The sequence below is a fragment of the Cellulomonas humilata genome, from assembly GCF_013359775.1.
Taxonomy (GTDB): Bacteria; Actinomycetota; Actinomycetes; order Actinomycetales; family Cellulomonadaceae; genus Cellulomonas; species Cellulomonas humilata.
The window spans coordinates 174,012-186,391 of the sequence record NZ_JABMCI010000070.1 but is presented as its reverse complement, the minus strand read 5'-3'; the positions used below and the strand labels follow the sequence as shown (position 1 = coordinate 186,391).

16 protein-coding genes are annotated in these 12,380 nt (G+C 72.5%); 11 read left to right on the top strand and 5 right to left on the bottom strand.

The genetic code is table 11. The annotated features are described in order from the left end of the window. Window positions 1–3 precede the first annotated feature (3 nt). On the top strand, window positions 4–1,575 hold the full coding sequence (locus tag HP550_RS17935) for a glycoside hydrolase family 43 protein (RefSeq protein WP_175349039.1): 1,572 nt from the start codon (window positions 4–6) through the stop codon (window positions 1,573–1,575). Window positions 1,576–1,626: 51 nt separating this feature from the next. Here the strand turns inward: HP550_RS17935 and HP550_RS17930 are convergent, their stop codons facing one another. Next, window positions 1,627–2,361 carry a class I SAM-dependent DNA methyltransferase gene (locus tag HP550_RS17930; protein ID WP_175349038.1) on the bottom strand — a complete coding sequence of 245 codons (735 nt, stop codon included), beginning with the start codon at window positions 2,359–2,361 and terminating at the stop codon, window positions 1,627–1,629. A gap of 63 nt (window positions 2,362–2,424) precedes the next feature. Between HP550_RS17930 and HP550_RS17925 the strand changes: the two genes are divergently transcribed. Beyond that, on the top strand, window positions 2,425–3,360 hold the full coding sequence (locus HP550_RS17925) for a GNAT family N-acetyltransferase (RefSeq protein ID WP_175349037.1): 936 nt from the start codon (window positions 2,425–2,427) through the stop codon (window positions 3,358–3,360). Here HP550_RS17925 and pdxH read toward each other — a convergent pair whose 3' ends face one another. Further along, window positions 3,361–4,029 (bottom strand): pyridoxamine 5'-phosphate oxidase, encoded by a 669-nt coding sequence (gene pdxH, locus HP550_RS17920; RefSeq protein WP_343048249.1) that lies wholly within the window; start codon window positions 4,027–4,029, stop codon window positions 3,361–3,363. 70 nt (window positions 4,030–4,099) lie between these two features. On the opposite strand from pdxH, the gene HP550_RS17915 reads away from it, so the two are divergent. From HP550_RS17915 to HP550_RS17885, 9 genes are all read left to right on the top strand, one after another. Next, entirely contained in the window at window positions 4,100–4,645 is a 546-nt protein-coding gene (locus tag HP550_RS17915) for a PadR family transcriptional regulator (protein WP_175349036.1), read from the top strand. A gap of 66 nt (window positions 4,646–4,711) precedes the next feature. Continuing rightward, window positions 4,712–5,536: a CPBP family intramembrane glutamic endopeptidase gene (locus tag HP550_RS22005; protein ID WP_210768258.1), complete on the top strand. Its 825-nt coding sequence runs from the start codon at window positions 4,712–4,714 to the stop codon at window positions 5,534–5,536. Further along, a complete protein-coding gene (locus HP550_RS22000) occupies window positions 5,533–5,847 on the top strand; it encodes a hypothetical protein (protein WP_210768257.1) in 315 nt (104 codons plus the stop codon). The genes HP550_RS22005 and HP550_RS22000 overlap by 4 nt, the downstream gene beginning before the upstream one ends. A 44-nt stretch (window positions 5,848–5,891) precedes the next feature. After that, the gene (locus HP550_RS22490; RefSeq protein WP_210768256.1) at window positions 5,892–6,383 is read left to right on the top strand and encodes a helix-turn-helix domain-containing protein; all 492 of its coding nucleotides are present in this window, start codon (window positions 5,892–5,894) and stop codon (window positions 6,381–6,383) included. Then, window positions 6,380–6,943: a VapC50 family PIN domain-containing toxin gene (locus tag HP550_RS17905; RefSeq protein ID WP_175349034.1), complete on the top strand. Its 564-nt coding sequence runs from the start codon at window positions 6,380–6,382 to the stop codon at window positions 6,941–6,943. Before HP550_RS22490 ends, HP550_RS17905 begins: the two co-directional genes overlap by 4 nt. Before the next feature lie 47 nt (window positions 6,944–6,990). Next, entirely contained in the window at window positions 6,991–7,800 is an 810-nt protein-coding gene (locus HP550_RS17900; protein ID WP_175349033.1) for a class I SAM-dependent methyltransferase, read from the top strand. Window positions 7,801–7,916: 116 nt separating this feature from the next. Then, a complete protein-coding gene (locus tag HP550_RS21990) occupies window positions 7,917–9,542 on the top strand; it encodes a glucuronyl esterase domain-containing protein (RefSeq protein WP_210768255.1) in 1,626 nt (541 codons plus the stop codon). Window positions 9,543–9,636: 94 nt separating this feature from the next. After that, window positions 9,637–10,017 carry a VOC family protein gene (locus tag HP550_RS17890; RefSeq protein WP_175349032.1) on the top strand — a complete coding sequence of 127 codons (381 nt, stop codon included), beginning with the start codon at window positions 9,637–9,639 and terminating at the stop codon, window positions 10,015–10,017. A 2-nt stretch (window positions 10,018–10,019) separates the two neighbouring features. Beyond that, the gene (locus HP550_RS17885; protein ID WP_175349031.1) at window positions 10,020–10,823 is read left to right on the top strand and encodes a MerR family transcriptional regulator; all 804 of its coding nucleotides are present in this window, start codon (window positions 10,020–10,022) and stop codon (window positions 10,821–10,823) included. On the opposite strand, the gene HP550_RS17880 is transcribed toward HP550_RS17885, so the two are convergent. Genes HP550_RS17880 through HP550_RS22785 form a run of 3 tightly spaced genes read right to left on the bottom strand, consistent with a single transcriptional unit; the run spans window position 10,810 to window position 12,207 of the window. Then, complete coding sequence (locus tag HP550_RS17880; protein ID WP_210768254.1) at window positions 10,810–11,265, bottom strand: nitroreductase family deazaflavin-dependent oxidoreductase; 456 nt, start codon at window positions 11,263–11,265, stop codon at window positions 10,810–10,812. The genes HP550_RS17885 and HP550_RS17880 overlap by 14 nt on opposite strands. A gap of 4 nt (window positions 11,266–11,269) precedes the next feature. Further along, window positions 11,270–12,046, bottom strand: coding sequence for a DinB family protein (locus HP550_RS17875; protein ID WP_175349030.1), 777 nt, complete (start codon window positions 12,044–12,046; stop codon window positions 11,270–11,272). A 32-nt stretch (window positions 12,047–12,078) separates the two neighbouring features. Further along, window positions 12,079–12,207 carry a hypothetical protein gene (locus tag HP550_RS22785; RefSeq protein WP_281362246.1) on the bottom strand — a complete coding sequence of 43 codons (129 nt, stop codon included), beginning with the start codon at window positions 12,205–12,207 and terminating at the stop codon, window positions 12,079–12,081. Between the last annotated feature and the right edge of the window lie 173 nt (window positions 12,208–12,380).

The window sequence follows — 12,380 nt, the reverse complement described above, 5'->3', positions numbered from 1 at the left end:
CGCATGCCGCCGGTGATCCGCAACCCCGTCCTGCCGGGGTCGCATCCCGACCCCTCGATCGTCCGCGTGGGCGCCGACTTCGTCGTGGCCACGTCGACGTTCGAGTGGTCGCCCGGGGTCCGGCTGCACGTCTCCCACGACCTGCGTACCTGGACCGACCTCGGCGGCGCGCTCGACTCCACCCGCCTGCTCGACCTGACCGGCGTGCCGGACTCCGGCGGGGTGTGGGCGCCGAACCTCAGCCACGTCGACGGCCTCTTCCACCTGGTCTACAGCAACGTGTCGGCGTACACGGACGGGTTCGCCGACGCCCCGAACTACCTGACGACCGCCGCCTCGATCGACGGCCCCTGGTCCGACCCGGTGCTCCTGCACGCCCGCGGGTTCGACGCGTCCCTGTTCCACGACGGTCCCGACAGCTGGCTGCTCAACCTGGTCCACGACTGGCGGCCCGGGCACGGCGGGTCGGCGGGGCTGGAGGTCACGCGTTTCGACCGTGCCACGCGCACGCTCGTCGGCGAACCGGCGCTCGTCGACCTGCCCGCCGACGGGACCTGGATCGAGGGCCCGAACCTGTACCGGCGCGGCGACTGGTACTACCTGGTCACCGCCGACGGCGGCACGGGCTACGACCACCAGGTGCGGGTCGCGCGCTCGCGCACACTGACCGGTCCGTACGTCCGCGACCCGCACGGTCCGTTGATCACCGCGCGCGACCACCCCGATCTTCCGCTCCAGAAGGCCGGTCACGGCAGCCTCGTGCAGACGGAGGCCGGCGACTGGTACCTCGCGTACCTCGTCGCGCGGCCGCACGGTCGCCACGGCCCGTGCATTCTCGGCCGAGAGACCGCGCTGGCCGTCGTCACGTGGACCGACGACGGCTGGCCGCGCACCGCGACCGGCCTGCCGGAGATCGAGGTGCCGGCGCTGCTCGACGACGCACCGCCGCCCGACGGACCCGCTGGCTCGCTCGGCCCCGAGTGGTCGACGCTGCGGCGACCGGCGACGGACGACTGGCTCACGGTCGCCGGTGACCGGATCACACTGCGCGGCGGACGCTCCCCGCAGAGCTTCGTCGGGCCGAGCCTGCTCGCGCAGCGCATCACGGCCGCCCGCTGCTCGTTCGAGGCGACGGTGGAGTACCACCCCCGTGCGTTCCAGCACCTCGCCGGGATCACCGCCTACTACAACAGCCGCAACTGGATGTTCCTGCACGTCACGACCAACGACGTCGGAGACCCGCTCCTGCGGCTCGCCGTCTGCGACCACGGAGTGGTCACCAACTACGAGGATCGGTCGGAGAAGCTCTACGGCCCGGTGCTCACCCTGGGCCTGGATCTCGACGGCCCGGACATCCGCTTCCGCCGGGACACCGGCGACGGCTGGAACCCGTTCAGCCCGACGCTGGACGCCACGATCCTGTCCGACGAGCACGCCGTGGAGCTCCACGACGGCCGCCCGCGCGCGATGGGGTTCACCGGGGCGTTCGTCGGCCTGTGGGCCTGGGACCTCACCGGCGCCGGCCACCCGGCGACGTTCACGACGGTGTCGTACCGGCCCGCGCGGGTCGGGTGACGGTGACGCAGCCGGACCGTGCCGTCGTCCAGCGGGTCCGGGTGGGCGAGGTCAGACACGCCGGTACACCGACACGTGCGAGCGCGAGTCCTCGGTGAACTCCGCGCCGGACCAGTCGGCGTGCCGGCTCTCGAGCTCCAGCCCGGCCAGCTGCGCCATCAGGTCCAGCTCGGAGGGCCAGATGTAGCGGTGAGGCGTCCGGCCGAGCGTGGCCTGGCGTCCCTCGTCGAACCGGAAGTGGTGCGAGACCACGCGCTGGTGCAGCACGTCGTAGGTGTCGAGGCCGATGTAGCCGGGCTCGTTCAGCCAGACCGTGGCCTGCACGCCGGGCGGGAGCTTGCGCAGCTCGGGGACCCAGAGCTCGATCACGAAGCAGCCGCCCGGGGCCAGGTGGCGCGCGGCGTTGCGGAAGCACTCGACCTGCGCCTCCTGGGTGAGCAGGTTGGCGATCGTGTTGAACACCAGGTAGACGAGGCGGAACTCGCCGGGCGCCGTGACCGTCGCCATGTCGCCGAGGACCACCGGGATCGTGTCGTCGTCGACCTTGGTGCGCAGCTGCTCGACCATGTGCGGGGAGAGCTCGATGCCGACCACCGGGACGCCGCGCTCGGCCAGCGGGACCGCCACTCGGCCGGTGCCGATGGCGAGCTCGAGCGCGCGACCGCCGTCCGCGAGCGCGACGAGCCGGTCCACGGTCGGGCCGAGCACCTCTGGCGCGAACATGCCGGTGCCGGGGGTGTCGTAGCGGCGGGCGGTCTCGGCGTCCCAGAGCAGGTCAGGATCCATCCCGCCGACGATGGCAGCCCGGAACCATCACGGTCCACGGCTTTGCGCCCCTACGATGCCGCGATGGATCGTCGAGGGCTCGTCCAGTACGTCCGCGCGCACGGAGACGGGGTTGTCTCGTCGCTCGGACCCGACGGGGCACCGCAGGCCGCCTACCTGCCGATCGCTGCGACCGACCGCGCCGAGCTGGTGTTCGACGCGAGGGTGACGTCGCGCAAGATCGCGAACCTTCGTCGGGACCCGCGGGTCGCCGTGGTGGCCGGCGGTCGCGACGGGACGACGCTCCAGTGCGAGGGCGTCGCCGACCTTCCTGACGGTGCCGAGCGGGAGAGGTGCGCTCGGGCGTACCTCGACGCGTTCCCGCAGTTCGCGGCCTCGCTGTCGGACGACGGTGTCGTGCTCGTGCGGGTCCGGCTGACCTGGGCGCGGTTCGGCGACTACCGACCCGGGGTGTCGTCGTCGGGCGAGGTGCCGCTGGTGGCGGTCCGGCGGGTCCGGGCCGACGAGTGGCAGCTCGCACGTGACCTGCGGCTCGACGCGCTCCGCGACGAGGACGCCGGGATCGCGTTCCTGGAGACCTACGAGGACGCCGCGGCCCAGCCGGACACCCTCTACCAGGACCGCGCCAGCCGCGCGGCGGAGGGCGACGACGTCGCGCAGCTCGTGGCGGTCGACGGCGACACCTGGATCGGCTCGGTGACCGTGCTCGTGCAGCGCGCGGGCTCGCTCGACTACCACGGCCTCCCGGTCGAGCACAGTCGCGCGGTGGTCGTCGGGGTCTACGTCCGGTCCGAGCACCGGGGCGACGGGGTCGTCGACCGGTTGCTGGACGAGGCCGCGCGGTGGTCGCGCGACCGCGGGTTCGACGAGCTCGCCCTCGGGGTCCACCAGGACAACGCGCGAGCGCAGGGCGCCTACCGGCGAGCCGGCTTCGTGCCGTCCGGCATCACCTTCACCGGCTCGATCGGACCGGAGCTCGAGATGGTGCGGCGGCTCTGATCAGGGCTGGCGACGGTGCACGGTCCAGGCGTCCGCCGCGTCCAGGCCCCCGTCGGCCACTCGCGTGAACACCAGCCGGTCGTGCAGCCGGTCGCGCCGACCCGCCCACAGCTCGACCTCGTCGCAGTCGATCCGCCAGCCGCCCCAGCTGTCCGGGACCGGCACGTCGTCGACGGAGCCGGTGTCCGGGTAGAGGACCGCGTACCGCTCGTACGCAGCAACCAGGGCCGTGCGGTCGGCGATCGGCTGCGACTGGTCCGACGCCCACGCGCTGATCCGTGATCCCCATGCGCGGGAGGTGAAGTAGGTCGCGATCTCGTCGCGCCCGATCGGCACCGCGCGGCCGCGGAACCGGACCGCCCGGTACATCGCGGGCCAGGTGAGCGAGGCAGCGACGGCGTCGGTGACGCCGAGCTCGCGGCTCTTCGTCGAGCCGAGGTCGGTGACGAAACCCGGACCGCGCTCGTCGAGGAAGCGCATGAGCACGGTGCGGACGTTCGGGCGGCCGTCGGTGTCGACCGTGGCCAACGACAGCGCGGTCGGCTCGGCGACATCGCCCCGATCCGCCTGTCGAGCCTCGGCCTCGGCGACCCACCGGCGCACCTGCTCGAGCGGCGCCGCGGCCAGCTGGCCCTCGCTCAGGCCTTCGCCCTCGTACTCCCTCTGCACGTCGCGACAGTACGCCGATCGCCGAATAGAGGACTTGTCATATAGGTGACAAGTCTCCTATGGTCGACGCATGTCCCTCAAGCACGCCGTCCTCGGGTTCCTGTCGATCGCCCCGATGTCCGGCTACGACCTGCGCAAGCACATGGAGGAGTCGGTCGCGCACTTCTGGCCGGCCGACCAGGCGCAGATCTACCGGACGCTGGGCCACCTGGCCGCGGACGGCCTGGTCACCGTGACGACGATCCCGCAGGAGGGCAAGCCGGACCGGCGCGAGCACGCGATCACCGAGGCGGGGCTGGCCGAGCTCGACGACTGGCTCGCGTCACCGGTGGAGTACGTGCCGTCGCGCGAGGTGTTCCTGGTGCGGCTGTTCTTCGTCGGCCGGCTCGGCGTGGACCGCGTCCGGGACGTGCTGCGGGAGCGGGCCGACGAGGCACGGGAGCTCGCCGCCGTCCTCGAGCAGACCCGGGACGCCAGCGAGCAGGCCGTCGCGGCGGCCGGCATCACGCTCGATCTCGAGATGCGCCTGCGCCTCGCCACCCTCGCCAACGGCCTGGCGCACGCGCGCGCGGAGCTCGACTGGACCCAGGACCTGCTCGCCGAGCTGACCGACTGAGCCACCCCGAACCCCACCGACCGCCATCCGGCGGCCGGGCGATGCCCCACGCCCGAAGGAGCAGTCATGACCGCCGTCGACACGGTACCCACCCGACTCACGAGCCGCCGCGGGGTCGCGATCTACGCAGTCGGCGTGCTCGTCCTGTCCGCGCTCGGCGGGCTGGTGATGGCCGCGTCGGACGACCCGGGCACGAGCGCGGGCGCCCTCCTGTTCGTCCTGAGCCCGATGCTCCTCGCCGTCGGACTGCGCACGATCGGGCGGGAGGGGTGGGCCGACGCCGGGCTGCGGCTGGGCCGCGAGCGCGGGTGGTACGTCGTCGCGCTCCTGCTCTTCCCCGCGCTGTTCGCGGTGCCGATCATGCTCGGCGCGCTCACGGGCCACGTGCACGTGGCACCCGGCGCCGGATCGCGGTTCGCCGTGCTCTTCGCGACGGGTCTGGTCGCGCGCATGACGTTCGCCGCCTTCGAGGAGCTCGGCTGGCGCGGGTATCTGGAGCCGCGGCTCGCGGCGCTCGGCGTGCCCGCGCTGCGCCGGCACCTCGCGGTCGGCGTCCTGTGGGCCGTCTGGCACGTGCCGTACATCGTCGCGTTGGGCGACGCCTACACCGACCTGCCCCTGGCGGCGCAGCTCCCGCTCTTCACCGTCGCGGTGCTCGCCATGGCGGTGATCTGGGGCGTCGCCCGCGACCGCACCGGCAGCGTGTGGCCCGCGGTGCTCGGGCACGGGATGGCCAACGCGGTCGCGTTCCCGCTGCTGGCCGCCGATGTCGTCGTCATCGACAGCCCACTGGTCCACTCAGCGCGCCCGGAGGGCCTCGTGGTCCTCCCGCTCCTCGTGCTCACGGCCGTCGTCGTGTACCGACGCTGGGGCAGTACCGTCCGGGCATGACGCGACGATTCCCCTGGGCCGACGTCCTCGGCTGGACCGCGCTCGCGCTGGCCGCTCTCGGTGCAGGCGGGGTTGCGTTCGCGGCGTCCTACGCGATGCAGGGTGCTCGGAACCCGCAGTCGTTCGGCGACCTCGCCGCAGTGGTCCTCCTCATGTGCTCAGTCGTCCCGTCGCTACTGGCCCTGCCTGTAGCGATCGTGCAGAGCCGGAGGAAGTGGGGTCCGACGTGGCGCACGCGCACCACCGCCGCCCTCGCGTGCGTCGCTCCCGCCTCGATCGCTGTCCTGGCGCTCGGCAGCGTGTTCGCCTGAGGTCGTCCTTTCGTTTCTTTCGTATTTCACCTAGGGTGGAACATGTGACGACCAGCACCGTGACCCTTCCGCCTCTCGACCACGACTCTGTGGCCGTGGTCGGCAGGCTGCTCTCCCACGTCCCGTCCGCCCGCCTCGTCGGGCCGGACGGCGAGAGCGTCGCCCTGCCGTCCGAGGTGCACGACGTGCTGATCGAGGTCGTTGCGGCAATGGAGGCAGGACAGGCGATCACTGTCGCTCCCGTTTCCCAGGTCCTGACGACCAGCCAAGCCGCCGAGCTGCTCGGCGTCTCCCGACCGACCTTGGTCAAGATGCTGGACCAGCATCTGATCCCGTATGACCGGCCGAATCGTCACCGACGGCTCAGGCTGGCCGACGTCCTTGCTTTCCGGCAAGACCGCAGCAGCCAACGTCGCGCGACTCTCGCAGAGATGACCCGGCAGGCCGTGGCCGACGGTGCGTACGCAGAGTCTGCTGACGACTACGTCACGGCCCTGGCTGATGAGCGGCGGTCGGCACCCTACGACGTCGCGTGATCTTCACCGCGGTGCTCGATGCCAACGTCCTGGTCCCGTACGTCCTCTGCGACACCTTGCTCCGCTCGGCGGAGGCAGGGCTGTACCGGCCGCTGTGGTCCAGCAAGATCCTGGACGAGGTGCGCGGGGCAGTCAGCCGTGTTCGCCCGGACCTGGACCCATCACGCCTCGAGTCTCGGTTGCATGCGATGAACGCCGCGTTCGACGGCGCCCTCGTGGAGGGTTGGGAGCCGCTCGTCGAGGGGATCGAGCTCGGCGGAGACCCTCACGACCGTCACGTCGTGGCCGCCGCGGTCCGCGGAGGGGCGTCGGCCGTCATCACGAACAATGTGCGCGACTTCCCTGACCCGGCGATGGAACGGCTCGGTCTGCACACCGTCAGCCCCGATCAGTTCTTGCTCGACCTCGAGGATCTTGACCCGCGCACGATGGTCCGCGTCATTGAGCAGCAGGGTGCCGACACCGGCAACCCTCGGATGACTCCGATCGAGATACTCGACAGCCTCGGACGAGCGGGAGTCCCTGAGTTCGCTGCGGTCATGAGGTCGCACTTCGCTTGAGGGAAATTCGTGTGCTGGGGCCGGGTGCCGACACCTAGGTTGTCGCGATGGAGCCACCGCCGATCCACTCGCACTACGACACCGACTTCGACGAGGACCAGCGTCTGCGCCAGGGCCTCGGCCGACTCGAGCTCGCGCGCGTGCAGGAGATCGTGCGTCGCCACCTGCGCCCGGGCTCGCGCGTGCTGGACGTCGGCGGCGCGACCGGGGTGCACGCCGAGTGGCTGCTCGACGACGGGCACACCGTCCACCTGGTCGACCTCCTGCCCGGTCACGTCGCGCGGGCGACCGAGCAGCTCGGCGGTCACGCGAGGTTCTCCGCGACCGTCGGCGACGCCCGCGCCCTCGACCTGCCGGACGCGTCGATGGACGCGGTCCTCCTGCTCGGCCCGCTCTACCACCTGACCGACCGTGTCGACCGCCTCGCCGCCTGGCGGGAGGCGCTGCGCGTCGTCGTGCCGGGCGGGGTGGTGATCGCGATGGCGATCTCCCGGTTCGCGTCCCTGTTCGACGGGCTCGCGCAGTCCTACCTGTTCGACCCTGCGTTCCGCGCGATCGTCGCGCAGGACCTGGCCACCGGCGTGCACGAGAACCCCACCGGCGACCCCCGGTGGTTCACGACCGCGTACTTCCACCGCCCGGAGGAGCTGGCCGACGAGGCGACGGAGGCCGGACTGGCGGTCACCGAGACCGTCGGCGTGGAGGGGCTCGCGCACTGGATCAAGGCGCTGGCGCCGGCGCTCGACGACTCCGCCGCCCGCGAGGTGGTGCTGGACTCCGCGCGCGTGATCGAGGCGGAGCCCAGCCTGCTCGGGCTCAGCTCGCACCTGCTCACCGTCGCGACCCGGCCGGTCTGAGCCGGGACTATCGAAAGTCGCCCCGGGAGCGCACTGAAAAGGTTCGGCGCATCGACGACCCCCGCTGGGCGCCGGACGTTGGGCGGGTCCACACCCGCCCGCAGGGGGAGAGTCCGGTGCACAGCCTGGGTCGCTCGTCGTTCCGCCCACTCGTCGTCGCGCTGGCGGTGGCCGCGCTCGCGACCACGGCCGTCGTCACCGACGTGCCGAGATCGAGCAGCGCTGCTGCGGCTGTCACGGCCGCGGTCGAGGACGAGGGTGCGGACTGCCCGGCGTCGAGCCTGCCCGACGCCGGCGCGCTGCCGACCAACCCCAAGCTGCCCGACCCGTTCAAGGCGCTGAACGGCACCCGCATCGCCACCAAGGCGGAGTGGCGGTGCCAGCGCGAGCTGACCAAGCGTCTGGTGGAGACGTTCGTCTACGGCGAGAAGCCCGGCAAGCCGGCGAGCGTCTCGGGAACCGTGTCGCGGACGAGCATCACGGTGAACACCTCCCACCAGGGCCGGAGCTCGAGCTTCTCGGCGAGCGTGCAGCTACCCTCCGGCACCGGGCCGTTCCCGGTGGTCGTCGTGCTCGGGGGGTTCGGGGCGGACACCGCCGCGATCCGGGCGGCCGGCGCGGCCACGATCAGCTACGACCCGTATGCCGTCGGCAAGGAAGGAACGCCGCGCAGCAACAAGCAGGGTGCGTTCTACACGCTCTACGGCGCGAACAGCAGCACCGGGCTGCTGATGTCGTGGGCGTGGGGTGTCAGCCGGATCATCGACGTCATCGAGCAGTCGGACGGCACCATCCTGCGGGCCGACGCGACCGGAGTCACCGGGTGCTCGCGGTTCGGCAAGGGCGCGTTCGTCGTCGGGGCGTTCGACCAGCGCATCGCCCTGACCATGCCCATCGAGTCGGGCAGCGCCGGGGTGCCGATCTTCCGGGGCATCCCCGGGGAGGGTGCGCAGAGCCTGAGCAGCGCGTACGGCGAGCAGCCCTGGCTGGGCGACGCGTTCGGCTCCTTCACCGGCAGCCCGAACCGGCTCCCCGTCGACACCCACCAGATCGTCGGGCTGGTGGCGCCGCGCGGCCTGTTCATCATGGACAACCCGCACATCGCCAACCTGGGACCCCGGTCCGCGAGCGTGGCGGCCCTCGGCGGCGCGGAGGTCTACAAGGCCCTCGGCGCCGGGGCGAACCTCACGTACTGGTCCGACGTGACCGACGGCAACCACTGCGCCAACCGGGCCGAGTGGCGCACCCCGCTCCAGCAGAACATCCAGAAGTTCCTGCTGGGCACCGGCAACGCGCCTGGCACCATCCGGATCGCGAGCAAGGCGCAGGGCCGGCTGGCGGACTGGATCGACTGGCAGACCCCGACCCTGAGCGACGGACCGGCGCCGACGCCGACCGGCACACCGACGCCGACGCCCACCCCGACCCCGACACCCACCAACCCTCCGGGCGGTGGCTGCGCGGCGACGGTGTCGGTCAACCAGTGGACAGGCGGGTACGTCGCCACCGTCCGCGTGACTGCAGGGTCCTCGGCGATCGGTCGCTGGACCGTCGGCCTGACCCTCCCCTCCGGCGCCACGATCACCAACGCCTGGAACACCACCCGCAGCGCGAGCACCGGGGCGGTCCAGCTGACGAACGTGGCCTACAACGGCTCCGTGGGCGCCGGGCAGTCGACGGAGGTCGGCTTCCAGGCCACGGGCACCGCCGGGAACCTCGCCCCGACGTGCAGCGCGGGCTGATCGTCGTGGCTCCCGCTTGCACCTCACGTGACGTGAGGGCCTAGCGTCGGGCGCAGCGGCGACGAGGACGCGCCGCGCGAGTCGAGGAGGCACCATGACGACCCTGGTCCCGTACCTGACCGTGCACGACGCGGCGGCTGCGATCGCGTTCTACGGCACCGCGTTCGGTGCGCAGGAGACCGGTGAGCGCGACGAGGGCGACGGCCGGATCGGGTTCGTGGAGCTCCGCATCGGCGCGACCGCGTTCTACCTGTCCGACGAGTTCCACGACTACGGCGCCTACGCCCCGGCCACGCTCGGGCACAGCACGGCCGCGATGGTGCTCGGGGTGGACGACGTCGACGCCGTCTACGCCGCCGCGGTCGCCGCCGGCGCGACCGCCGACCGGGAGCCCTCCGACCAGGGCGACGAGAAGCGCGGCTGGCTGGTGGACCCGTTCGGCCACCGCTGGGCCATCCACTCGTCCACGCGCTGACCATGGACGGTGCGTCCTGGCGGGTGGGCGAGCTCGCGGAGGTCTCCGGCCTGACCGTGCGGACGCTGCACCACTACGACGACATCGGGCTGCTGACCCCGGAGCGCACCGCCGCCGGCCACCGCGTCTATCGCCGCGAGCAGGTGGAGCGGCTCTACCGGATCAGCGTGCTGCGCCGGTTCGGCGCCTCGCTCGACGACATCGCGACCGCGCTGGACGACCCGACGTGGAGCCTCGACGGCGCCCTGCGCAGCCACCTGGCGTCGCTGGAGGACCAGGTGCTCCGGATGGAGCGGCTGCTGCATCGGCTGATCGACGCCCGCGCCGACGAGCCGATCGAGCGCGCGGACGAGGACGTGTGCCGGCGCCTGCTCGCCGTGCTGGAGGACACCGCGGTCACCGCCATCGAGCCGCTGCGCCGGGTCGCGGTCCTGGTCTACGCCGACCTGGAGGCCGCGCACCGGCACCTCGTCGAGGTCTTCGGGCTCGAACCGGGACCCCTGCACCGAGCGGACGACGGGGTCGTCGTGCACGCCGAGGTCCGCACCGCCGACGGGGTCGTCATGCTCCACCGGGTGGCGCCGGAGTGGGGGCTCGCGTCACCGGCCGCGCTCGGCGCCGCGACGGGGATGCTCGTCGTCACCGTGCAGGACGTCGACGCCCACCACGCGGCCGTCGTCGCGCGCGGCGGCACGATCACCTTCCCGCCGGCCGACCAGCCCTACGGGGTGCGCGAGTACGGGGCTCTCGGTCCGGAGGGTGAGCCGTGGTCGTTCTGGGCGCCGCTGCGGCTCAGGCCGGAGTGAGCTCGAACACCGGATGGTCCGCGACGTCGGCGACGAACGCGTCCGCGGGGTCGGTCCGGTCGGCGGAGAAGTAGGCGCGCGTGGCCGAGGCGACCTGGACGTAGCGGTGCAGGACCCGTGCGGCCTGCTGCGGGTCGGTCACCTCCCGCACCGTGTACGTGCGCACGTCGCGACGCCGAGCCAGCTGCACGCGTCCGGCCGCGCGGGCGTTGTGCACCCAGGCCACGGGACCGTACGGCGCGACGAGCCACCGCCGCCCATCCTGGTCCACCGGTGTGACCGGCACCTTCCGAGCCAGCCCGGTGGTGCGGCCGCGGGTGACCAGCATCCACGTGTACGGGACGAGCCCGGCCCGCACCAGCGGGAGCATCACCCTGTTCCCGACCGAGCGCCACCGACCCGGCGCGTACGTGCGCCGGGGGCGAGGACCCGCTCCGCTCACGTCGTCAGTATCCGTCCCGGGCCTCCAGCACGGCCAGGTCGCGCTCGGCGTACGTGCGGTGCCACCACTCCTCGTTGAGCACGACGAGAAGGCACTTGCGGACGGGGAACGTCGCGCCCTCGTCGGGCCACCCCGGACCCACCAGCGGATCGGTCGTGCGGTCCAGCTGCTCGTCCGTCAGGCCGTCGACCACACCCCGCACCACGGCCATGGCGTCGAGTCGCAGGGCGAGCGCCTCGTCCAGCGACGGCCGAGCGTCCCGGTCATGCGGCACCCCCGGTCGTGGACGCATCTGGTCCCACGGCAGCGAGAGCGGGTGCCATGGGCTCGGGTCGCCCAGGATCCCGCGGGCCACCCACGACTCGGACGCGAAGGCCAGGTGCCGCAGGGTCTGGACGAAGGACCACTCCTGCGCGACGGACTCGTGCAACAGCTCCGGCGGCAGCCGGCGCGCGCGTTCGACGGTGGCTGCCCAGAGCCGCTCGTTGACGTCCCACGCCTGCCGGAACCCGTCGGCGGTGGTCGGCCGGAACAGCGCCTTGTCGGGGTAGCGGCGGTCCAGCTCGGCCTCGACCAGCGGTGCGACGTCGACGCCGTTGATGACGAGGTTCTGGACGTCGCCGTCGATGGAGGTGTCCGTGAGCTCGACGCCGCGCATCACCGCGCCGTGGAACCCCACGAACCGGAAGGTGGAGCCGGTCAGGTCCACCATCGTGAACTGTGCACCCTGCATGTCGGCGTCGTGGAACCGCGAGCCGCGCAGGTCGGAGAGATCGCTCATGTGGGCAGGCTAGAACGGGGGTCCGACACGGGTCAGGCGGGGCGCTCCAGCCGCGCGCTCAGGTACCGGGTGGTGCACCGCCACGTCCACGCCGTCCGGCGTGTGCGCGCGTACAGCCGGATGCAGTACCGGTCGACCTCGTCGGCGGCGTCCAGGATCACCAGCGGGCGCTCGGGTCCACCGGCGCGTAGCCGTCGTTCATGAACGCCCACTCGGGGCGTCGGACCCGTGCGCCGAGCAGCTCGTCGGTGGCCCGCCAGGCGAGCGGTCGCAGACGCGTCCCGGCACGCTACCGGTCGCGCAGCACACGGCCTACGCTCGGAGGATCCGCCGC

Excerpts from the sequence above, each read along its gene's own strand:
- HP550_RS17925 (WP_175349037.1), top strand. The coding sequence starts at position 2,425 with ATGGATCGTCGAGGGCTCGTCCAGTACGTCCGCGCGCACGGAGACGGG.
- HP550_RS22000 (WP_210768257.1), top strand. The coding sequence starts at position 5,533 with ATGACGCGACGATTCCCCTGGGCCGACGTCCTCGGCTGGACCGCGCTC.
- HP550_RS17915 (WP_175349036.1), top strand. The coding sequence starts at position 4,100 with ATGTCCCTCAAGCACGCCGTCCTCGGGTTCCTGTCGATCGCCCCGATG.
- HP550_RS17875 (WP_175349030.1), bottom strand. The coding sequence starts at position 12,046 with ATGAGCGATCTCTCCGACCTGCGCGGCTCGCGGTTCCACGACGCCGAC.
- HP550_RS17890 (WP_175349032.1), top strand. The coding sequence starts at position 9,637 with ATGACGACCCTGGTCCCGTACCTGACCGTGCACGACGCGGCGGCTGCG.
- HP550_RS17935 (WP_175349039.1), top strand. The coding sequence starts at position 4 with ATGCCGCCGGTGATCCGCAACCCCGTCCTGCCGGGGTCGCATCCCGAC.
- HP550_RS22005 (WP_210768258.1), top strand. The coding sequence starts at position 4,712 with ATGACCGCCGTCGACACGGTACCCACCCGACTCACGAGCCGCCGCGGG.
- HP550_RS17885 (WP_175349031.1), top strand. The coding sequence starts at position 10,020 with ATGGACGGTGCGTCCTGGCGGGTGGGCGAGCTCGCGGAGGTCTCCGGC.
- HP550_RS17900 (WP_175349033.1), top strand. The coding sequence starts at position 6,991 with ATGGAGCCACCGCCGATCCACTCGCACTACGACACCGACTTCGACGAG.
- HP550_RS17930 (WP_175349038.1), bottom strand. The coding sequence starts at position 2,361 with ATGGATCCTGACCTGCTCTGGGACGCCGAGACCGCCCGCCGCTACGAC.